We start from the raw sequence: 19,322 nt of genomic DNA, 5'->3' as shown, positions 1-19,322 counted from the left end.
TAGGATAGCCCCCTATGACGACAGACATTTTGCTTGTGACCCTGAACTCCACCTATCAACATAGTTCGTTCGGACTGCGTTATCTGTACGCCAATCTTGAAGAGCTGCAAAGCCGCGCTCAAATCATGGAGTTCACGATCGCCAGGGATCCCCGCGATATTGCTGAAATTCTTCTGCGCCAGAAACCAAAAATTATTGGTTTGGGGGTGTACATCTGGAATGCCCAGGAGTCTTTGGAACTGGTGTCCCTGCTAAAAAGAATCAGCCCCGAAACCCTGGTCGTTCTTGGAGGCCCTGAAGTCAGCCATGAAGCCGAAACCAATCCCATTTGTCAGATCGCAGATTTCACCATCAAAGGTGAGGCGGACTTCCTGTTCCGCGACTTCTGCAAAAGCTTCCTGACTGACGGAACACTGCCGGCCCAAAAGTTTGTCACAAACATCCTGCCGGATATTAAAACCATCAAAACCCCGTACGAATTTTATTCTGACGAAGACATTCAGAACCGGGTTTTGTATGTCGAGGTTTCCCGCGGCTGTCCTTACCGCTGCGAATACTGCCTGTCGTCTTTGGATAAAGCCGTCCGAAACTTTGATGTCCCGGCTTTTTTGGCCGACATGCAAAAGCTGATGGACCGAGGCGCCCGTCAGTTCAAATTCATCGACCGTACTTTTAATTTAAGCCCCACCACCTGCACCCAGATTCTGGAATTCTTCCTGGAGCGTGTGCACCTGGGACTGTTCCTGCACTTTGAAATGGTGCCGGACAGGTTGCCGACCGAAATCAGAGAATTAATCAAAAAGTTCCCGGCCGGAGCCCTGCAGTTTGAAATTGGCATCCAGACCTGGAACACCGATGTGGCTCGCTTGGTCAGCCGCAGAAATGACCTGGAAAAAGTAAAAGACAATTTCCGCTTCCTGGCTTCAGAAACCGGCGTGCACACTCATGCCGATCTGATCGTGGGTCTGCCGGGCGAAGACATCCACAGCTTTGCGCGTGGGTTTGATACTTTGGCGGAACTTCGACCGGACGAAATTCAGGTGGGTATTTTGAAACGCCTGAAAGGGGCTCCGATCGCCCGCCACGACAAGGAATGGGAGATGGTTTATTCCAATCATCCTCCGTTCCAGATCCTGCGCACCAAATCCATGGACTTTGCCACCTTGCAGGTGATGAATCGTTTTGCAAAGTACTGGGACCTTTACGCCAACAGCGGAACATTCAAAAAGTTCGTCGAAAGTCTGAAAGAAAAAGCGCAGGAGCAGGAACACAAGTCCTTCTTCTGGCAGTTCTATGACTTCAACGACTTTATGTCCAAGCGCCATGCCCAGTCCCACGGGATTTCCCAGCTGAATCTTTTTGAATCGGCTTTGGTCTATTTGACCGAAAGCCAGCAATGGCCGGAAGAACAAGCCAAAGACCTGCTGGCCGAAGACTATTTGGCTACGGGAAAGAAAGAAATCCCTCGCTTCCTGAAAAAGGGCGAAGAAAAGAATCAGAAAATGTTCGGAGACGGTTCAAACAAGATCAATCTACCTAAGCGACAGCAAAGACATCTTGCGGGGAAGCCGGAGACCGTTTCATAAAGAATGTTGACGCCAACAGCAGCGCAAATCCTGACACCAACAAAGCGCTGCGAATGTACATGAATCTAAGCCACTGCGAACGGATCTCCATCCAATCCGGTGGCGGAGCGATCAGATCCCACTGGCTGATCACGTGATTCAACGGCAGATTCCCAAAGCGGGTCATCAAAAGTTCATCCACCACACACAGAAGCGCAAAAGTGATCAAAAGAAATTCCATCGATTTCCACGAATGACGGATCTGAAAAAGACTGGCCACCAAAGTTGCGATAGCCAGCAAATAGATCAGGGGACTGAAGATATTGAACGGAGTTTCCATCGAACGGTGAAACTCCATATAGGAGGTGATGGACAGTTGCTCCATCGCCGGGCCCATGCCCAGAACGAAGGCGAAAGAGCTGCCCGCCATCATACCCACCAAGAGCAAACCGCAATATCTAAGAAGAGTGGAAACATTCATGCCGAAATCTATATTCCTTTGTTTACCACTCCACAAGTTGCTTTTTGTTAATTAAATCGCGACTTCTTTGCAAAGCCTGTGTACGCAATTAAAGGTGCTCGCGAAAATGTGAATTTAAAATCTTTTGGCACTTCACCCGTGCGAATCAGCTGCCATAAAGCTTTTTGGGCGAACACCGGACGAATACCACGTATTTCATTGGTTTCCAGGCCAAAATCCTCCAGCCACAGTTTCAGCTTTTTGGGTTCAATGAATAAAGAATACACGTGATAGTCATTGGGTGTGTTCTTTACGAACCACTCCATGCCTTTAATGACCACAAGCCACGCCAAAGGATTTTTATTGAACGTGTTGAAGAAGAAAAGCCCCCCCGGACGCAGCACCCGCGAAGCTTCTGCGATCACCCGCTGGGGATCGGACACATGCTCCAGCAAATCCATGGCAGCGACCACATCGAAACTTTCATTTGGGAACGGCACTTGATAGACATCACCCTGACTATATTGCACCGAATGGGTGTGATCGCGGGATTCCGCCACCTTCAGGCTGGATGTCGACAGATCAATCCCTGTCACCTTGTGACCCGCGGCCGCAAGATCATTCGACAGAAAACCCGCGCCACAACCCATATCCAGAATTTCGGCTTTGTAACCAATGTTGCGTCGGATGGCTTCCAGAATCCATGGCATTTCCACCTTGTGCTGATTGCGCAAAAGAGCAATAGGGTCATCCTGCGCCTCATACCACCGGTCCGCGAGATGATCATAAGCTTCATTATTTATAATCTCGCGATCCACTTTCGCCAATTCCATATCCACGTCGACCTCCCTGTCTTTCCCAAAGCTATCAAGGGGTTCAGGGCAATTGGAGGTTTGGTGAAGTCCAGTGGTAAGAATCATGCAAGAATCCCGCATTGATCTGACCTGGCCCTTCCGCTACACTGACAGCATGATTGAATACATCGAGATTGTCTGCCGGTGGATTTTTGGGCTGCAAATGTTTTTCTGGGGCCTGAACGGCTTCTTCCACTGGGTGAAGATTCCACCCTCTGATCCCAAGATCGATGCCTTTGTGAACGCGTGCATTGAAACACGCTTTATCATGCCCACAGTTAAATTGATGGAAATCGTCGGTGGAGCTGTTCTGTTGCTGAACTTTGCCGTGCCAGCCACCCTGGTGGCGTTTGCCCCCCTTATTTTTGTCATTTCTGGCCTGCACATCCTGCACAACCCAAAACCCTGGGGTGTTCTGGTGACGACCACCGTGCCTTACCTGCTTTTGGTCTTCTTCCATAACATGTCTCTATTACGACTTGTTCACTAAGGGTTTCGTAACTTGAGGGCAGGGACTTCTTCTCAGTAGATAGTCCCCAGCCATGAAAAACTCTTTGAAATCCAACGTATTCTTCGGCCTGGGCCTTGTCCTTTTCACTCTGGCAATGAGCTGGCTGTTTCTGCTGACTCCTCGCGCCCACAATATTGAAATCATCAAACCGGATCTAAACACCGTTCAGGACTCACTGGCGAGCTTTCAGTTTCAGGACATGAATCCCGAACGCGAGGGCCTTTACTGGGTGAAGTTCACCACCTCCCCGATGATCTATCCTTTGAAGCATCTGAAACTGCGCACGATGAACTGCGTGCATGAGATGAGCACCCAGCACGGCGACTGGAATCTGCCTACGAATCTGAACACCCGCTGCGACAACTTTGCCGGATTCAAACTGAACAACACCGCCCCGAGCCTTGCCAAAGAAACCACTTGGCACTTTGCGGGCAGCACCAAGGGCGACAGCTATGGTGTCTTGCTTGAAAAGGACTGGAAAGATCTTCCGGTGGCGTTGGGACTGTTCCTGGTTGCAGGCTCCCTGATGCTGATGCTTTTTGCGAAACTGCCGGCCATGCCTTTACCCGAGCGCACTGTTGTCGTTGCAATTCTTGGTGGCGCCTTCCTGTTCCGCTTCTGGCTGGTGTTTATCAAAGCTCCGCCCGAGTTCAGTCTTTTTTCTGACATGGCCGGGTATTTCCACCGCGGCGAAGAAATCCTGCGCGGGGAATACACCTTAAGCCAGCTTTTCCAGCCCGCGGGTTTTACTCTGTGGAGTCTATGGTTGCGCCAATTGGGTGGCTTTGAACTTTTCAACTGGTCCCAGGTGTTCTTGTCGTGGGGAACGGTCGTTTTGATTTATCTGATGGTGCGGGAACGTTTCGGGGCGCTGGCCGGAGCTTTTTCCGCACTGATTTCGGCAAGCTATATTCCCCTGGCGGGATTTGCCACGTTCCACATGGCTGAAAATGCCTATGCCTTTTTGATCACGCTGTTCTTGTGGCTGATGATGAAAACCTTCAAACACGAAAAGCTGTCAGGCTATTTCGCGATGGGAATTTTGCTGGCCCTGGCATTTTATTTTAAGGGCAATCACGCTTTCTTCATCCCGATTCTGGGATTGTGGCTGCTTTATCGCGAACGCCATCAATTTACGCGCGCATTTATAAAAGTGACGGTGATGGCCATCGGCTGTCTGCTGATCGTGGTTCCCCACATGGCCTGGACGTGGAAACACTATGACAGGCCTCAACTGGGACCGACCGCCGGAGCCTTAAACTTTATCGAAGGTAAATGCCCGTCCAAAGACAATGCCGATTCGTCCGGCGCGCGCTGGATGTCTCCGCTGTTTCACTTTACCAATGAACGAACATTCAAACAGTGGGATCAGCCTTTCACCAATCAGGCCTATTTCTGGAAAGAAGGCATGAAGTGTGTGGCAGAAAATCCGGCCGTGCTGGTTTCAAGTCTGCGATATATCTACTATCTGGCGTGGGGAAATCCACTATGGCCGATCATTTCAAACCCCACCAAGGAACTTTACTATCCTTGGGAAAGCTTTTTCTATTATGCCATGCTGCCACTGACCCTGCTGGGTCTGTTGGTGCTGCGAAAGTCAGAAGAACCCTTTAACAAAGCGACAATTCTTCTGATGCTTTCGCTGTTTTTGACGGTGTGGTTCTTTAAATCTGAAAACCGCTTCCGCGTTCCCTTTGATGCGCTTTTAATCAGCTGGGGATCGCTGGGGGCTGCGTGGTTAAGCCGCCTCGCGGTTCACGTCGGAAATCTGCTCATTCAAAGTCCAATAGTCATACAGGTAACCGATCAGGAAAAGACCGCCGGTACAAAGCCAGACCAAACCTGACAGCCATTTGCCCATATAGAATCGGTGCACACCAAAGATCCCCAGGAACGTCAGCAGAATCCAACTGACGTTATAGTCCACACGTCCACTGCGATAGCTGCGCTGAGCGCCTCGGCTCATGCTTGGGATCAGAAAGATATCAATCAGCCAGCCAATACCCGCCAGGCCGAAAGTGAAAAACCAGATGGTCCCAGTTATGGATTTGCCGAAATAAAAACGGTGCGCCCCCATAAAGCCGAAGATCCAAAGAATATAACCGATGAAGCTGGAATGATCTGATTTGGCCATGCGGGCCTCCTTGCACTTAAGACTAACGCGCTGACTTGGGTCGATTCAAGTAAAGTCCGAACTGACGCATAACCCAGATATGAAACAATGCCTGGGTCCACCGGTACAAGAACCACGGCATACGGGGCTTGAACTCGTGAATGGCAGCGATAACAGCCTTTCCACCCAGGGTTTCCCTGAACTCCAGGCGCCCCCGCACTGTTTTTTGCGCCAGCAGTCCCCCGCGCACATAAAACAACTGACGATGCGACCAGCTTCTTTCAGGAGAATACTCCAGAATTAAGAGGCGCACATACGGAAAGCTCCAGCAGAAGTTCACCCAGCGTCCGTTGACTTCCACCTTCATCAGGCCTGGTCGCATGCTGGGTAAGAATTCCATGTAAGCACGCGCCACCTCATCCGCAGTGACCCCTTCCGGAATCAGCAGCCTTTGCACAGAGCGCACTTCATAGCTGCCCAGGGGGCTTTTTTGAAATGCCAGCGGCGTCTTCTTTTCTGTAAATTCAGAAAGAGCCTCTTCTAGCGCTTCAGCTACCGGCATGAACTTGTATCCCGGAATATCCAGTCGACGCTTGTCACTGACCAACAAGGTCGATCGCAATCCTTCCACCAAAGGTGCCACCAGGGCTTTCGGGGCGCCAGTCACAAGGCACACCCATAAGGTGGACAGTCGCGGGCTTAAAAGGGGAATTGGCAACAGCGCCCGCTTAAGCCCCTGCATGCGCGCGATCATCTTCATCATATCAAGATAGCTGATCACATCCGGACCGCCGATATCATAAATATGATTCTGGGTTTCTGCGGTTTCAATGCAGTAGCGCAGACTTCGTACAACATCCTTTAAGGCCACCGGCTGGCTTTGCGTACTGGTCCATTTTGGACAGACCATGGCTGGCAATCGATCCACCAAGCGGGTCATTATATGAAAGGATGAACCCTCAGGCCCCAGTATCACTGCCGCCCGCAGAATTGTTGCGGGGATGCGACTGGTTTTAAAAACACCTTCAACCTCTTGACGGCTGTGCAGGTGACGGGACATTTCTTGAGAATTTTCAGGGCACATGCCACCCAGATAGAAGATGCGTTTAACTCCGCAGGTTTCTGCGGCACGCACAAAGTTATCCGCGACAATCAAATCAAAGTCTTCAAAGGTCCCTTGAGTCAGTTGGGCCGAGGGGCGCATGGAATGCACAAGATAAACGGCAACGTCACAGCCCTGCAAAGCCTTCTCTGCATCCAGCAGACTGAACAGATCACAGGAACGCCACTCAATGCCTTCAGCGGAATCCTTTTTACTGGACCGGCTAAGAGCAATGATTTCATGATGTCCCTGCAGTTCCCCGATCAGCGCCTTGCCAACAAAACCGCTGGCTCCGGCAATTGCCACCTTCACTTCAAACCTCGCAAATAAATCAATCCTAACACATTCGTCCAGAGTTCTAAAATTATTGGCAAATAACAAGCACTTGCACGCGCCTTGACAAGAAAAGTTTCGTACACAGATTTGTAGCAACAGATATTTTTCGGTTCCTCTTTTTGACCCACGAAAGGAGGTTGTTGGTCATGAGACGAACAGATTCTTTTTCAATCAAACATCTTATTAAAGAACTTCTGATTGCACTTTATTTAACGGCATTAATTTTGGTTGGCGCAAAAATTATTGATCCACCCAACTTGACAGCCGCACAAACAATCACATCGTTAGAGTGTAAGAACGAAACCTGCAAAGGAGGTTTATAATGAGACTGATTACACCTTATTGGCCCACTCGCAGAATGACATCCAATATCTTCGACGAGATGGATCGTATGTTTGAGAACTTTGCCATGGTCCCTGTCGCTGAAAATCAGGAGCGTCTTTTCAAACCCGCTGTTGAAGTGGCCGAATCCGAAGATCACTACTTGCTAAGCGTGGATCTGCCTGGATTCAAAAAGGACAGCATTCACATAGAGATGAACGGCAATCTTCTGACCATCTCGGGTGAAAGAAAGCGCGAAGAAAAGGTGTTAAGCACCTTCAGTCGCAGCTTCACAGTTCCTGACACTGTGGATGGAGCTAAAATTGAAGCCCATCACGAAGACGGAGTGCTCAGCATTTATCTGCCGAAAGCTCCGGTGGCAAAAGCTCAAAAAATTGAAATTCAAACTCAAAAAGGGGGTTTCTTCGACAGACTATTGGCAGCTAAAAGCACTGCCGTCGAAGACAACAAGTCCGAATCTTCCTCCCACTAATCCTTCTCCCTTCCCTCTGAGGGCTTGATTCCCCGTCAAGCCCTCTTCTATTTTGACAAGTCGGAATGCTTCAGCCACTGGGCATAATCATTTGCCTGAATTCACACAAACAGAGATACTGGCAGCAGAGGTGTCCCTTGGATAAAAAGAAACTGATTGAAGCCATTCGTGCGCAACTTGTTGCGGACATGACTGCCCTTAAAGAAGCGGTCAAAGCCACTATCGATGCGGCCACCAACGAAGAAAGCAAAGCTGAAAACGAATATGACACCCGCGGACTGGAAGCCTCTTACCTGGCACGCGGTCAGGCCAAGCGCATTGCTGATATCGAGGAAGTTTTACTTTTACTGAAACATCTGACAGTCAGGGATTTTGGTCCTAATGATGGAATTTCATCTTCGGCGGTGATTGAAGTCGAACACAACGGCAAAACCAGCTTCTTCTTCATTCTTGCCAAAGGCGGTGGCGTCAATGTGCAGTTTGAAGGAAAGAGCATTCAGGTGGTCACACCCAACAGCCCTTTGGGCGAAGCACTTCTGGATCAGAAGGTCGGCGGTGTGGCCGTTGTCGAAAACGGACCTCAGATTCGCGAATACGATATTATCAATATCTGGTAACAACACAGCTGCCTAGGGCAGCTGCATCTCACCTTTATCATTCAGTGGCGCCAGGGGATTCCACGCCACTTCCCACAAAAAACGATCCGGGTCCTCAAAGTATCCGCTATGGCCTCCCCAGAACACATCCTGGGCCGGTTTAATGATGCGGCCTCCGGCTTTTTCCGCCTGAGCCAGCACCTTGGCCACTTCCTCTTTGTTGTTCACATTGTGCGCGATTGTGAAATCCCTGAAGCCACTGCCCCGCGGATCAACGCCGGCATCTTTCGCCAGTTCCTCTGATGGAAACAGTGCTAGAACCACTCCGCCGGTGCGCAGGAAGACCACGTTTTCATTGCTGGCTGATGAAACCGGCCACTTCAGACCCTTTTCATAAAATTCGCGGGACACCGCCAGATCCTGAACGCCCAGCGTGATCATCGTCAGTCGTGCTTCCATACTCACCTAACTTGCCACCAAATGCTACCACGGGGTCTTTTCCACGAGCATCCGCTTTCTTGCTTTTCTTGCCAGCTTCCGAAAGTTGACATAGGATCTCGAAGCATGGGCACAGCTATTCAAGACGTCATCATTATCACCACCGGTGGCACCATCGAAAAAACTTATAATGAGTTCGATGGATCTCTGGAAAACAGAGGCACCAGCATTAAAAACCGCATTCTTTCCAAGATGCGACTGCCGTACACCAATATCATGGTGTACCCGCTGCTGAGCAAAGACTCCCTTTATATGACAGATGAAGACCGCGCCCTGATTTCTGCCACCGTCAAAGATCAAATGCAGCGCGGAAGCCCGATCGTTGTTCTGCATGGAACCGACACCATGCATGTTTCCGCTGAACACTGTTTTAAAGAAATCGGCACACCGAAAGTTCCTGTGGTCTTCACTGGCGCCATGATCCCAATGGGTTTTGACGACAGCGATGCCGCTCAGAACGTAACGGAAGCTTTGCTGTCAGCAAAACTTCTGCAACCGGGATTCTATATTTCCTTCCATAACCAGGTGTTCAACGTACCGCAAGTTCGCAAGAATCGTGAAAAGGGAACTTTCGAAAGCTTCTAATCGCGAATTCCTATCTGAAAGTCCTGTGTTAATTTGAGATTCCCGAAGGGGCCCGTTAAGCCCTTCGGACCTTCTCCGAAAAGACAATATTGGATCTATTTCTGAGGAGTTACGCTTGTTTTTATCCCGTTCTGTTTTGGCAGCTGTTTTTGTACTTTCCGCCTGCACTCATCTGCCCAAATCGTCGGTGCATGAAAGTTCGCGCCTGACAGATCAGGCCGTGCCCCTTCCTCCCCACAAACGAACTCCGGCCGCCGAAGAACTTGATTGGTGGGCAGCCAATGAACGTCAGGTGAAATCTGCGGTGTGCCGTTTGAAATTACCCGTCACCACCGCAGAGATTCAGCGTTATTATAAAAGTCTTCCTGTGGAAAACGGCTATGAGCCGGGAACGCACGAAGTTTTAGGTATTGTTCTGGCGAATGAACGTCCTCATCTGGTTCTGGCCCTCAGCCGACTGCTGACTTTGGGACGCGAAAGTGCGGCTCCTGAAAAAGTGATCAAGGATTTCCAGAAAGAATTTAAAATCAGTCCGGGATGCGACAAGGCTTTGTGTGCGGTTCAAAAGATTTTTGGACCTGAAGTCGGTCCGCAGATGCTTTATCTGATGGACAAATTCGACGTGAACACCTCACCTTATTCGTTTTCCAGTGCGTCGCTGTTCACCGCCAGCGAGATCGCCGACGTCATTCGCACTTTTGAACTGGTGAAACCCGATCAGCTGCCCTTTGGGTTCAACAAACAACTGATCAAATTCAAGCGGGGCTATACCCGAGCATCCTACGGTGACGAGGGCGGAAAAGTTCTGGCTAATGCCTCGATTGAGCTTTTTGACTCGTGGTCCGATCAGTCCTCGATCATGCGCCAGTACACGCTTTATCACGAGATCGCCCATAACCATTCTGACAATCAATTTTCAGACTATGACCGCTCGGCGGCCTGGCTGCAGTTGAGCAACTGGAAAGAAGCCAAAGCCGGCGGTTTTGAAGTTGAAAAGAAGAAGGCACTGCAAGGCCATCCTTTCGTGTCCCGCTATGGTCAATCCAATCCCTTTGAGGACTTCGCTGAAAGCGTGACCGCCTACCGATTTAATCCGAATCTGCTGAAGTCAAAATCCGAGGAAAAATACAGCCTGATCAAGTACCTGGTGCACGACGGAGTGGAATACACTTCCAGTAAGAACTGCAACGACACGGGCGTTTCAAAGAAATTCCAGAAAGAGATCGACAGGGATGACGGCCTGACCAATACAGAGAAAGACCGTGTATTAAAAGCCTGCCGTCAGTCCTTCTATCAGACCGTGCTTGGAAATATGCCAGTGTCGTTCTTTGACTCCTGTGTGAATTATGAGGCAACTCAGATCTGGGCAATACAAAACGACAAACGCTATCCGGATTTGCTGCCTCAGGCCCTGTTCGACCCAAAACTTCGTGTCAGCACGCTGAAATTCACAAAGCTGAGATCAGAACTGGCAACAACTCTGCAACCGGAAGTGACGGACTGGATTCTTGATTCAGTGCAGACGTTCGCATACCAATTGCGCTCGGACATGAACAATGCCGATTACTGCGAGGTTTGGGCGCAGCTCAATCGCAAGGTTTATCCTGACATCGATCGTGATAACAAATGGCGCTACAAGGGGATCTTCGTTTCCCACGACTATTCACCCAAAGCCGGCGCGGCTCGTGGCATCTGTCTGGATCTGTCTGTCGGGTTTGTTCCGACGTCCAAGTCAACACTTTCGACAGTGAAAAGCTGGATAAAAGAAACCGGGCATATCAGCACCCAAGGTCCTTTGAAAGAACGCGGCATCAGCCGTGAAACGCTGCTAAAGTATATTACCGATCGCACGAACGTCAGTGTTCGTTAGGATTTTTTCTTTCGTACCGGAGCCGCTGGCGTCATTTCCGCAAGGGCGTTGACGGCTTCATTCCAGCGATCACGAATCACCGCTTTGGAACGGGTGTCTTTGATCCCGTCATGCATGAAGGCCAGCATGGATTTATTCTCGTCCCGGCCCATCACATAGATCTGCACAATTGTGGGCTTGTGCCACTCCGGATCCTGCCAGCTCATGCGCAGGCGCTCGCCCTCTCTCATGGTGCGGATTTCGCCAAAAAATCCATCTTCGGTTTCAAAAACATTTTTGGGCTTAAACTTGAAACGAGACAAAGGCTTCAGCCAAGCGGCCTGACCTTCTGCGGACTCCAGAAGCTTCCAGAGCTTTTCTGCGCTGATATAGAAAGTGCGTGTCACCGTGGCGGAAAGCTCGCCTTTTTGATTGCGGCCTTCCTGACGGCGGCCGATATGGACTTCATAACCTGAAGTCACAATCTGACGCCACCACTCTTTCATTTTGAAGGTCTTCTTTCCCAGTAAAGCCACGATCTCTTTGTGGGAAAGGTTCTTCGCCCCCTGGTCATTCAGAATCTTGATCCACTGATCCCAGTTCTTGCCCGTATGCTTTTCCACGGACAGGGCAGTGACCTTATTTAAAATCTCAATGACGACAGGTGCTTTTTTGGCCATGCAAGACTAAAGCGCTTTCTTGATATGCAGGTTCGCAGAACCGGATTTCAGTTTCACTTTGAATCCCGCATTCGCAGTGTCACCCACTTCATTGGTCATTTTACCGCCCACAGAAATGAAGCTTGTCTGGATTTTGGCATCTGCCGGCAGAGTCAGCTCAACATTGCCGCTGCCGGATTTGATCTCAAACTCACCCGTGGCCGGCAATACGGAATAAACGGCCTTCACAGTGCCGGAACCCATTTTCAAATCGGATTTGCCGGTCAGGGATTTTACATTAATTTCTGCATTTCCTGCAGAACCATCCAGTTCGTGCACGTCGGCGTCGATCGTCACCTGGCCATTGCCGATTTTAAAGTCGATATCCCCTTTGGTGCCGGTGATGATGATATTGCCAGATCCTGATTTGACTTCCAGCTCCACCACTTTCGGCAAAAGCACGGTGAAATTGGTGGTGCAGTCTGATTTCTTAAAGACACCTTTGCGGGAAACTTGCACGTCCATGTCTGTGCCCTTTTGTTTGATTTCCAGACGGCAGGATTTGGTGAAATCGGTTTTTTCAGCCGTGATCACGACTTTATCCTCATGACCGCCTTCAATTTTGATGTTTCCATTCAGGTTTTCGATATCGAAACTGTGAATGGTTTTCGCATCAAACTCTTTCACTTCGGTCTCGGCGGCCAAGGCCACGGGACTGATAAACAGGGCCAACAATGCTGCTAACTTCATAAGTCCTCCTACAAACATAATTCATTTATTAAGCCGCCAAGCCCCCCTATTTTCAAGCCAAGAGCACATGGCCAGGCCTTTTCACCGGGAGTTTTTTCCAAGGCGCCCTTTCCGATGGGGAAAGGGTTGCGTTTCGCGCCTGAAACACGTAAAAAAACAGCTTTCCAAAGGACCCATCCGATGATCAGCACGAACAATGTAAGTCTGCGTTTTGGCGGCAAAAAACTCTTCGAGGAAGTGAACGTAAAATTCACCCCAGGCAACTGCTATGGCCTGATTGGCGCCAACGGCGCTGGCAAGTCCACGTTCCTGAAAGTTCTTTCCAAAGAAATCGAGCCCAACACCGGTGAGGTGATCATCGGTTCCGACCAGCGTCTTTCGATCCTGAAACAGGATCACTACGCCTATGACGAGTTCCCGGTTCTGAAAACGGTATTGATGGGGAACGACCGCCTGTACAAGGTGATGGAAGAAAAAGACGCTCTGTATGCGAAGCCGGACTTTTCTGAAGCTGACGGCGTTCGTGCTTCCGAGCTGGAAACCGAATTTGCAGAACTTAACGGCTGGGAGGCGGAATCCGAAGCCGCCGTTATGCTGGCGGGCCTGGCAATCCCGGAAGAACTGCACGGCAAACTGATGAAAGAGCTTAATGGCGGCGAAAAAGTAAAAGTCCTTCTGGCGCAGGCCCTGTTTGGCCGCCCGGACATTCTGCTGCTGGATGAGCCGACGAATCACTTGGACATCTATGCGATCCAGTGGCTGGAAGAATTCCTGCTTAATTTTGAAAACACCGTCATCGTGATTTCGCACGATCGTCACTTCCTGAACAAAGTCTGCACTCATATTGCTGACATCGACTTTGGCAAAGTGACCACCTACACCGGCAACTATGACTTCTGGAGACAAGCCAGCGAGCTGAATCAGCGCCTGCGCGAAGACCAGAACAAGAAAAGCTCAGACAAGGCCGAAGAACTGAAAGCCTTCATCGCCCGTTTCAGCGCCAATGCCTCCAAATCCCGTCAGGCCTCTTCCCGTCAGAAACAACTGGAAAAGCTGGAGTTCGTGGATCTGCCAGCCTCTTCGCGCAAAAAGCCGTTCATCGGTTTTGATATCAAACGCGAGCTGGGTAACGACGTTCTGGTCGTGGATAAGCTGACCAAAACCTGGGAAGGCGAAACACTGCTGAAGAATCTAAGCTTCACCCTGAAGAAAGGCGACAAGGTCGCACTTCTGGGCCGCAATGACCTGGCCAAGACCCTGTTGATGGAAATCATCGCAGGCGAAATGCAGGCTGATTCCGGAACATACAGCTGGGGTATCACAACGTCTGTCGGCTATTTCCCAACAGACAACTCCCGTTATTTCAATGGTGATGAAGAAACTTTGGTGGACTGGCTGCGCCCTTACTCCACGGAAAAAGACGAGACCTTCCTGCGTGGATTCCTGGGAAAAATGCTTTTCGGCGGCACTGATGCCCTGAAACAGCCTAAGGTTCTTTCCGGGGGCGAAAAAGTTCGCTGCATGTTCTCTAAATTGATGCTGTCAGGTGCGAACATTCTGATTCTGGACGGACCGACGAGCCACTTGGATCTGGAAAGCATCACGGCCGTGAATGAAGGCCTAAGCCGCTTCAAGGGCACTGTGATCTTCACATCCCATGACCACGAGCTGATTCAGACCGTGGCCAACAGAATCATCGAAATCGATCAGGGCGTGGTTTACGACAATCACATCACTTACGAAGAGTACCTGGCTTCCAAAGCCCAGTTGACTCACTAGCGACCGCAACGGGCCTTCAAGTCACGCGAATTGAAAGGCCCGTGAATCTCTTCCGCATGTCGCAGGTGAAGCAGTTGCCGCTCCACCATAAGCTCAAAAACCTCCAGCAGGTTGTCGTGCGGACGCTGATCCAGATCCAGCCCCAAATCCCCACTCAAAAGCTCAATCGTCTGATGAACCGCCTCGATCGTTGAGTAGCAAAACTCTTTTGGTTGTTTGCGCACCCGAAAGCCTGATGGCTTTTCCGGGGAAAAACAAATCTTGGGCAGGGCGTGCAGATTGCGGCTTTCACGCATCATCTTCTTTGCAGTGGCCCAGGTGCCGTCTATCACAAACACCGTGAGCCTCTTTCCCTCTGGCACCAGACTGCGCCGGGCCAGATGATTCATCAAAGACAGGTCACTTGAGTCCGGGCCTGGATAAAGAATCACACAGTGGTTGCCAGGATCTTTAAGCAAGGTATTGACCAGCGGACTTTCACTGAAGTTCTGACCCGAGATCAGATGGGACTTTTCCAGACACAAAGACGTCATGCGCCCGGTGGCGATGCGCCGGCGCACTTCAATGGGATGAATCAACAGGACAAAGCTGATTCCAGGATCAAATCTCTCAATAGCGTGGCAGTAACAGGCTTTTCCGGGCTGCAGGCAGGAATGACACAAGGGTCGCCCCACGTGGCTATTATGTTGTTGAGCTTTTCGCTCCTGATACTGCTTTAGATCCAATCACCTGACTCCCGTTTCAAACTTGAGTCTAACCCGCACAGGAAACTTGTCACCGGGAAAAGCCTCTGTTCTAATTCTTCTGCACTGTTCACCGGAGGTTTCCATGCTTTACGAAATGACTGTTCCCCCTTTTATCAAAACCCTTAAAAATCTTTCTGCTATTTTGGATAAAGGCGCCCACCTGGCCGAGACAAAAAAGTTTGATGTCGAAGTTCTGCTGAACTCCCGACTGGCACCGGATCAGTTCCCGCTGACTCGTCAGATTCAGATCGCCTGCGATACGGCGAAACTGGGCGTGGCTCGACTGACGGGCAAAGAAGCCCCCTCCCATCCTGACACCGAAAAAACCTTGCCGGAATTGAAGGCGCGCATCGAAAGCACGATTGCTTTCCTGGAATCAGTTTCTGCCAATGACTTTGCGGGCTCTGAAAAGAAGCACATTTCTCAGCCCCGCTGGGAAGGAAAGTACCTGACTGGAGAAGACTACGTTTTGCATCACGCGATTCCGAACATCTATTTCCACGTCACCACGGCATACTCGATCCTTCGCCACAACGGCGTGGAAGTTGGTAAAAAAGATTTTCTGGGCGCACTGCCATTTAAGTCCTAATCTGCTGCCAGTGAGCATGCTGAAGAGATTCAACATGCTCACATTCTGTCCCCAACTCTCACACCAGACTTCCGTGTCGTTCTCTTTCGGATCTTGCATGAAGGTTCCCTTCGTCGGTCTGTCTCTCTGAAAATTTCTCTGTCATCCATCCGGCCTTGTACGGAAATTACCATTTTTTTGCCCCCACAAAGTACAATGAGGACAAATCCCAACTCTCTAACCAATGAGGTGTGGCATGAGAACTCTACAACAAATAACAGGAGCAATAGCCGCTCTGCTGTTTTTGACAGTGAATACTGCCCAGGCAGAGCCCACCGAAACAATGCAAAAACGCAGTCCAACAGTAATCGACGAGATCAATCCGTTTGACCCCAACATCGAGCAAGTGCTGGAACAATTCGATAAAATTTACGAAGAGGAAACCGGACAGTCCGCTCATCTTCCAGAGACCTACCTGGATGACATCGTGAATATCTTTGGAGGTTGCACACGCAACAGCTGTGCGGTCTGGGCCCAGGTGGTGAAATCCAGTCAGCGCATGTATCTGTACGTGAACGGATCTCTGCGCGGTTCATGGCTGGTATCGACAGGCATGTCGGGATATGGCACCCCTAACTTTGACAAACATCCGAATGGCCGTATCTACGACCGCTACAGCTCCAGCAAGTTCCCCGGCGGCGACTATAAAGGTCTGGGCAATATGCCTTATGCCGTCTTTATCAGTGGAGGTTTTGCCCTGCATGGCACACCTCAAGGCAACTGGTCTAAGTTAGGCACACGTGCATCCCACGGTTGCATTCGCATGCATCCAGATAACGGATATGTTTTCAACCGGCTGGTGCGCAGCTACGGAAAATCAAATGTGTGGATTACTGTTCAGTAAAGCACGTTGCAATGGAGCGTTCTGGGCAAGGGCCCCGTTCAAACCAGGACGGGGCTATGCAATCACTAGCGTCTGGGAGTGTAATTGGTGGGGATGGCAGTGCCACTCCAAAGATGAGTCTGATAGGCGCCGTTACGGACTTTCTTTGAGGTGATTTCCACATCAATGATCGCATTGAACTTCGCCTGAACGGCAAAGTACGCCAGTCGCAACAATGTCTCGTCACGATCTTCGCAATCCACAATCTTAAAAGGCTTTTCAGTGCGCTTCAAAAGACGCGTCTCTTTGCTTTGATCCTTGAAAAAAACCGCGATATTGCGAGCGGCTTTGACATCCGCATCGTAAGCATCCACTTCCGGCATCACTTTAAAATCAAAACACGGCGTACAATAAGCCCCGTGGGAAAGTAATTCAGGAACCTTCGTCATAAAGGAAAAGCGACCCTCTTCCAGAAACTGAGCACAGTTCTTACAGACCGCTTCTTTGCAACAGCCACACAGAAGCGTGGCTTTGGGCTTTTGGCATACACAACAAATTGAACTCATGCCCCCAAGCTATCACAGCTTCAGGACAGATTCGACTGGAACTATCACAAACAATAGCTTTCCACCGGGATTTTCAAATCGGCCGCAGACCCCACTCTATCCAAACATCTGTGGCTTTTTGGCCGTACCTTTCATTGCCCTGGCTTTTTTCTTCCACTGGAAGACGGACATATCAATCGCGTCCCCTGCGCCGAACCGCACCCCCTCTGACGTCAAAAGCTTCTTTTGCTGCCGATAGGATTTCGTCCCCGGCGGAAAAGAAATCTTTCCTTTCGAATTCAGAACCCGCTGCCACGGAAGTTTGTGACTTTCAGAACATGAATGCAGCAGCCACGCCACCCCGCGGGACCCCTGAGGCTTCCCCGCCAAGGCCGCGATCTGTCCATAGGTGGCCACTTTCCCTTCCGGGATCATTTTGATCAGCTTAAGAACCCTCTCTGAAAATACTTCGCTCATAACTCATCTTACTTTGTCTTTAATATGTGACAAGTACTTACAAATATTAAAAGATATTCGCTTGAGGGGGAGTTTCCACATGTCGAGCACTGATAACTCTGTAGAGTCCGGACCGTTGTATCGCTTTCTGCTAAAGGTGGAACGCGCAGGGAATGCCCTGCCACAGCCGGCTCTGATGTTCTTGTTGTTAACAATTTTGGTGGTTCTGCTGTCTGCGGTCATCAGTGGATTGGGCATTGAGGCCGTTCATCCGGTCAAAAAAGAAACCATCACGGCGGTGAATCTGATGTCAGTGACTGGTCTGCACATGGTTTTGACCGACATGCTGAAGAACTTCACCGGCTTTGCTCCGCTGGGAACAGTGCTGGTGGCGATGCTGGGCTTCAGCCTGACGGAAAAAAGCGGACTGCTGGGGGCCCTGCTGCGATTGCTGGTGATTAAATCCCCGCGTCAGCTTCTGGTTCCGGCTGTGTTGCTGGCGGGAATCATGTCCCACACCGCGGGTGATATCGGCTATGTGCTGCTGATTCCGCTTTCGGCGATGGCGTTCCATAGTGCGGGTTTAAATCCTTTGGCGGGCCTGGCCATCTGTTTTGCCGGCGTGTCCGGAGGCTTTGCCGCGAACTTCATGCTGAGTGTGGCCGATCCCGTATTGTCCGGCCTTTCCCAAGAGGCCGCTCGTATTATTGATCCGGCCTACACAGTGACCCCGGTGGTGAACTGGTACTTCATGTCGGTTTCATCCATTCTGATCATTACCATCGGAACTTTGGTGGCAAAAAAGATCACTTTACCGTTCCTGGGTGAATACAAAGGCACAGCCGAGCGCACGGCACCCGAGCCTTTGAATGCTTACGAAAGAAAAGGTCTGCTCTGGGCCGGTGTGGTCTTTGCGATCTTTGTGCTGGTGGTTTTGTGGGGCACGGTTCCTGAAACCGGCTTCCTCAGAAATCCTGCCAATGGCTCTTTGCTGGATTCTCCGTTCTTGAAAGGCATCATCCCGATGGTGTTCTTCCTTGCGGCCTTCACCGGTGTGGCTTACGGCTTTGCGGCTAAAACTTTCAAATCCCAAAGTGATGTGACCAATGCCATGCAAGACGCCATGGTGACAATGGCTCCGTACCTGGTCATGGTTTTCTTTGCGGCTCAGTTTATTTCTTTGTTCAATTCCTCCAACGTCGGATTGATTCTGGCGGTGAAGGGTTCTGAACTTTTGAAGGACATGAATCTAAGCGCCATCCCACTGATGATTGGTTTCATCATTCTGACTTGTGTGGTGGATCTGTTCCTGGGAAGTGCTTCAGCAAAATGGGCGCTGATGGCGCCGGTGTTTGTGCCGATGTTCATGCTTTTGGGAATTGCGCCGGAACTGACGCAGGCTTCTTACCGTGTGGCTGATTCCGTGGTGAATATTATTTCCCCATTGATGCCGTACTTCCCGCTGATTCTGGCGTTTGCGAATAAGTATGATCCAAAAGCGCGTCTGGGAACTTTGATTGCCCTGATGCTGCCGTATTCAATTGCCTTCACGATCTTCTGGTCGCTGTTGCTGTTTGCCTGGATCTGGCTGGGACTTCCTCTGGGCCCGGGGGCAAACCTGCTTTATGTGATGCCAGGACAATAAGAAAAAAG

22 protein-coding genes are annotated in these 19,322 nt (G+C 50.3%); 12 read left to right on the top strand and 10 right to left on the bottom strand.

Annotation, left to right across the window (positions count from 1 at the left end; translation table 11 throughout):
* Positions 1-14: 14 nt before the first annotated feature.
* On the top strand, positions 15-1,586 hold the full coding sequence (locus ACNQKP_RS05415; RefSeq protein ID WP_417863332.1) for a DUF4080 domain-containing protein: 1,572 nt from the start codon (positions 15-17) through the stop codon (positions 1,584-1,586).
* Here ACNQKP_RS05415 and ACNQKP_RS05410 read toward each other — a convergent pair.
* Positions 1,537-2,046: an anthrone oxygenase family protein gene (locus ACNQKP_RS05410; RefSeq protein WP_417863331.1), complete on the bottom strand. Its 510-nt coding sequence runs from the start codon at positions 2,044-2,046 to the stop codon at positions 1,537-1,539. The genes ACNQKP_RS05415 and ACNQKP_RS05410 overlap by 50 nt on opposite strands.
* Before the next feature lie 47 nt (positions 2,047-2,093).
* Positions 2,094-2,858 (bottom strand): bifunctional 2-polyprenyl-6-hydroxyphenol methylase/3-demethylubiquinol 3-O-methyltransferase UbiG, encoded by a 765-nt coding sequence (ubiG, locus tag ACNQKP_RS05405; RefSeq protein ID WP_417864092.1) that lies wholly within the window; start codon positions 2,856-2,858, stop codon positions 2,094-2,096.
* 73 nt (positions 2,859-2,931) lie between these two features.
* On the opposite strand from ubiG, the gene ACNQKP_RS05400 reads away from it, so the two are divergent.
* Entirely contained in the window at positions 2,932-3,369 is a 438-nt protein-coding gene (locus tag ACNQKP_RS05400) for a hypothetical protein (RefSeq protein WP_417863329.1), read from the top strand.
* A 52-nt stretch (positions 3,370-3,421) separates the two neighbouring features.
* Entirely contained in the window at positions 3,422-5,236 is a 1,815-nt protein-coding gene (locus ACNQKP_RS05395; protein WP_417863327.1) for an ArnT family glycosyltransferase, read from the top strand.
* Here ACNQKP_RS05395 and ACNQKP_RS05390 read toward each other — a convergent pair.
* Entirely contained in the window at positions 5,129-5,524 is a 396-nt protein-coding gene (locus ACNQKP_RS05390) for an NINE protein (protein ID WP_417863325.1), read from the bottom strand. The two genes, ACNQKP_RS05395 and ACNQKP_RS05390, sit on opposite strands and share 108 nt — an antisense overlap.
* 22 nt (positions 5,525-5,546) lie before the next feature.
* Entirely contained in the window at positions 5,547-6,917 is a 1,371-nt protein-coding gene (locus tag ACNQKP_RS05385; protein WP_417863324.1) for an NAD(P)H-binding protein, read from the bottom strand.
* Positions 6,918-7,087: 170 nt separating this feature from the next.
* Here ACNQKP_RS05385 and ACNQKP_RS05380 point away from each other — a divergent pair, with 170 nt between their 5' ends.
* The 3 genes from ACNQKP_RS05380 (at position 7,088) to ACNQKP_RS05370 (ending at position 8,372) form a co-directional block, all read left to right on the top strand.
* Positions 7,088-7,264 carry a hypothetical protein gene (locus ACNQKP_RS05380; protein WP_417863323.1) on the top strand — a complete coding sequence of 59 codons (177 nt, stop codon included), beginning with the start codon at positions 7,088-7,090 and terminating at the stop codon, positions 7,262-7,264.
* A complete protein-coding gene (locus ACNQKP_RS05375) occupies positions 7,264-7,755 on the top strand; it encodes an Hsp20/alpha crystallin family protein (RefSeq protein WP_417863321.1) in 492 nt (163 codons plus the stop codon). Before ACNQKP_RS05380 ends, ACNQKP_RS05375 begins: the two co-directional genes overlap by 1 nt.
* Positions 7,756-7,892: 137 nt before the next feature.
* Complete coding sequence (locus ACNQKP_RS05370) at positions 7,893-8,372, top strand: hypothetical protein (protein WP_417863319.1); 480 nt, start codon at positions 7,893-7,895, stop codon at positions 8,370-8,372.
* Positions 8,373-8,384: 12 nt separating this feature from the next.
* Here the strand turns inward: ACNQKP_RS05370 and ACNQKP_RS05365 are convergent, their stop codons facing one another.
* A complete protein-coding gene (locus ACNQKP_RS05365) occupies positions 8,385-8,810 on the bottom strand; it encodes a VOC family protein (RefSeq protein ID WP_417863317.1) in 426 nt (141 codons plus the stop codon).
* A 105-nt stretch (positions 8,811-8,915) separates the two neighbouring features.
* Between ACNQKP_RS05365 and ACNQKP_RS05360 the strand changes: the two genes are divergently transcribed.
* Both ACNQKP_RS05360 and ACNQKP_RS05355 read left to right on the top strand, forming a co-directional pair.
* The gene (locus ACNQKP_RS05360; protein ID WP_011165953.1) at positions 8,916-9,434 is read left to right on the top strand and encodes an asparaginase domain-containing protein; all 519 of its coding nucleotides are present in this window, start codon (positions 8,916-8,918) and stop codon (positions 9,432-9,434) included.
* Between the two features lie 115 nt (positions 9,435-9,549).
* The gene (locus ACNQKP_RS05355; RefSeq protein ID WP_417863314.1) at positions 9,550-11,304 is read left to right on the top strand and encodes a hypothetical protein; all 1,755 of its coding nucleotides are present in this window, start codon (positions 9,550-9,552) and stop codon (positions 11,302-11,304) included.
* On the opposite strand, the gene ACNQKP_RS05350 is transcribed toward ACNQKP_RS05355, so the two are convergent.
* A complete protein-coding gene (locus tag ACNQKP_RS05350) occupies positions 11,301-11,963 on the bottom strand; it encodes an SRPBCC family protein (RefSeq protein ID WP_417863312.1) in 663 nt (220 codons plus the stop codon). The genes ACNQKP_RS05355 and ACNQKP_RS05350 overlap by 4 nt on opposite strands.
* Positions 11,964-11,969: 6 nt before the next feature.
* Complete coding sequence (locus ACNQKP_RS05345) at positions 11,970-12,692, bottom strand: DUF4097 family beta strand repeat-containing protein (protein ID WP_417863310.1); 723 nt, start codon at positions 12,690-12,692, stop codon at positions 11,970-11,972.
* A gap of 180 nt (positions 12,693-12,872) precedes the next feature.
* Here ACNQKP_RS05345 and ACNQKP_RS05340 point away from each other — a divergent pair, with 180 nt between their 5' ends.
* Entirely contained in the window at positions 12,873-14,471 is a 1,599-nt protein-coding gene (locus tag ACNQKP_RS05340; protein WP_417863308.1) for an ABC-F family ATP-binding cassette domain-containing protein, read from the top strand.
* Here ACNQKP_RS05340 and ACNQKP_RS05335 read toward each other — a convergent pair.
* The gene (locus tag ACNQKP_RS05335; RefSeq protein WP_417863306.1) at positions 14,468-15,145 is read right to left on the bottom strand and encodes a tRNA-uridine aminocarboxypropyltransferase; all 678 of its coding nucleotides are present in this window, start codon (positions 15,143-15,145) and stop codon (positions 14,468-14,470) included. The two genes, ACNQKP_RS05340 and ACNQKP_RS05335, sit on opposite strands and share 4 nt — an antisense overlap.
* A 154-nt stretch (positions 15,146-15,299) precedes the next feature.
* On the opposite strand from ACNQKP_RS05335, the gene ACNQKP_RS05330 reads away from it, so the two are divergent.
* Together ACNQKP_RS05330 and ACNQKP_RS05325 are read left to right on the top strand one after the other, a co-directional pair.
* A complete protein-coding gene (locus tag ACNQKP_RS05330) occupies positions 15,300-15,806 on the top strand; it encodes a DUF1993 domain-containing protein (RefSeq protein ID WP_417863305.1) in 507 nt (168 codons plus the stop codon).
* A 235-nt stretch (positions 15,807-16,041) separates the two neighbouring features.
* Positions 16,042-16,689, top strand: coding sequence for a L,D-transpeptidase (locus ACNQKP_RS05325; protein ID WP_417863304.1), 648 nt, complete (start codon positions 16,042-16,044; stop codon positions 16,687-16,689).
* 65 nt (positions 16,690-16,754) lie between these two features.
* Here the strand turns inward: ACNQKP_RS05325 and ACNQKP_RS05320 are convergent, their stop codons facing one another.
* Both ACNQKP_RS05320 and ACNQKP_RS05315 read right to left on the bottom strand, forming a co-directional pair.
* Complete coding sequence (locus ACNQKP_RS05320; RefSeq protein WP_417863302.1) at positions 16,755-17,117, bottom strand: hypothetical protein; 363 nt, start codon at positions 17,115-17,117, stop codon at positions 16,755-16,757.
* A gap of 213 nt (positions 17,118-17,330) precedes the next feature.
* Positions 17,331-17,690, bottom strand: coding sequence for an MGMT family protein (locus ACNQKP_RS05315; RefSeq protein ID WP_417863300.1), 360 nt, complete (start codon positions 17,688-17,690; stop codon positions 17,331-17,333).
* Positions 17,691-17,769: 79 nt separating this feature from the next.
* Between ACNQKP_RS05315 and ACNQKP_RS05310 the strand changes: the two genes are divergently transcribed.
* Positions 17,770-19,314 carry an AbgT family transporter gene (locus tag ACNQKP_RS05310; protein ID WP_417863298.1) on the top strand — a complete coding sequence of 515 codons (1,545 nt, stop codon included), beginning with the start codon at positions 17,770-17,772 and terminating at the stop codon, positions 19,312-19,314.
* Positions 19,315-19,322: the final 8 nt, after the last annotated feature.

Origin of the sequence: Bdellovibrio bacteriovorus (genome assembly GCF_048286975.1) — a bacterium.
GTDB lineage: Bacteria > Bdellovibrionota > Bdellovibrionia > Bdellovibrionales > Bdellovibrionaceae > Bdellovibrio > Bdellovibrio bacteriovorus_H.
This window is presented reverse-complemented; position numbering and strand designations above follow the sequence as displayed.

What these genes read in the sequence shown, in the direction of transcription:
- ACNQKP_RS05415 (WP_417863332.1), top strand. Translation starts at nt 15, where the DNA reads ATGACGACAGACATTTTGCTTGTGACCCTGAACTCCACCTATCAACAT.
- ACNQKP_RS05410 (WP_417863331.1), bottom strand. Translation starts at nt 2,046, where the DNA reads ATGAATGTTTCCACTCTTCTTAGATATTGCGGTTTGCTCTTGGTGGGT.
- ubiG (WP_417864092.1), bottom strand. Translation starts at nt 2,858, where the DNA reads ATGGAATTGGCGAAAGTGGATCGCGAGATTATAAATAATGAAGCTTAT.
- ACNQKP_RS05395 (WP_417863327.1), top strand. Translation starts at nt 3,422, where the DNA reads ATGAAAAACTCTTTGAAATCCAACGTATTCTTCGGCCTGGGCCTTGTC.
- ACNQKP_RS05390 (WP_417863325.1), bottom strand. Translation starts at nt 5,524, where the DNA reads ATGGCCAAATCAGATCATTCCAGCTTCATCGGTTATATTCTTTGGATC.
- ACNQKP_RS05380 (WP_417863323.1), top strand. Translation starts at nt 7,088, where the DNA reads ATGAGACGAACAGATTCTTTTTCAATCAAACATCTTATTAAAGAACTT.
- ACNQKP_RS05375 (WP_417863321.1), top strand. Translation starts at nt 7,264, where the DNA reads ATGAGACTGATTACACCTTATTGGCCCACTCGCAGAATGACATCCAAT.
- ACNQKP_RS05365 (WP_417863317.1), bottom strand. Translation starts at nt 8,810, where the DNA reads ATGGAAGCACGACTGACGATGATCACGCTGGGCGTTCAGGATCTGGCG.
- ACNQKP_RS05360 (WP_011165953.1), top strand. Translation starts at nt 8,916, where the DNA reads ATGGGCACAGCTATTCAAGACGTCATCATTATCACCACCGGTGGCACC.
- ACNQKP_RS05350 (WP_417863312.1), bottom strand. Translation starts at nt 11,963, where the DNA reads ATGGCCAAAAAAGCACCTGTCGTCATTGAGATTTTAAATAAGGTCACT.
- ACNQKP_RS05345 (WP_417863310.1), bottom strand. Translation starts at nt 12,692, where the DNA reads ATGAAGTTAGCAGCATTGTTGGCCCTGTTTATCAGTCCCGTGGCCTTG.
- ACNQKP_RS05340 (WP_417863308.1), top strand. Translation starts at nt 12,873, where the DNA reads ATGATCAGCACGAACAATGTAAGTCTGCGTTTTGGCGGCAAAAAACTC.
- ACNQKP_RS05330 (WP_417863305.1), top strand. Translation starts at nt 15,300, where the DNA reads ATGCTTTACGAAATGACTGTTCCCCCTTTTATCAAAACCCTTAAAAAT.
- ACNQKP_RS05325 (WP_417863304.1), top strand. Translation starts at nt 16,042, where the DNA reads ATGAGAACTCTACAACAAATAACAGGAGCAATAGCCGCTCTGCTGTTT.
- ACNQKP_RS05320 (WP_417863302.1), bottom strand. Translation starts at nt 17,117, where the DNA reads ATGACGAAGGTTCCTGAATTACTTTCCCACGGGGCTTATTGTACGCCG.
- ACNQKP_RS05315 (WP_417863300.1), bottom strand. Translation starts at nt 17,690, where the DNA reads ATGAGCGAAGTATTTTCAGAGAGGGTTCTTAAGCTGATCAAAATGATC.
- ACNQKP_RS05310 (WP_417863298.1), top strand. Translation starts at nt 17,770, where the DNA reads ATGTCGAGCACTGATAACTCTGTAGAGTCCGGACCGTTGTATCGCTTT.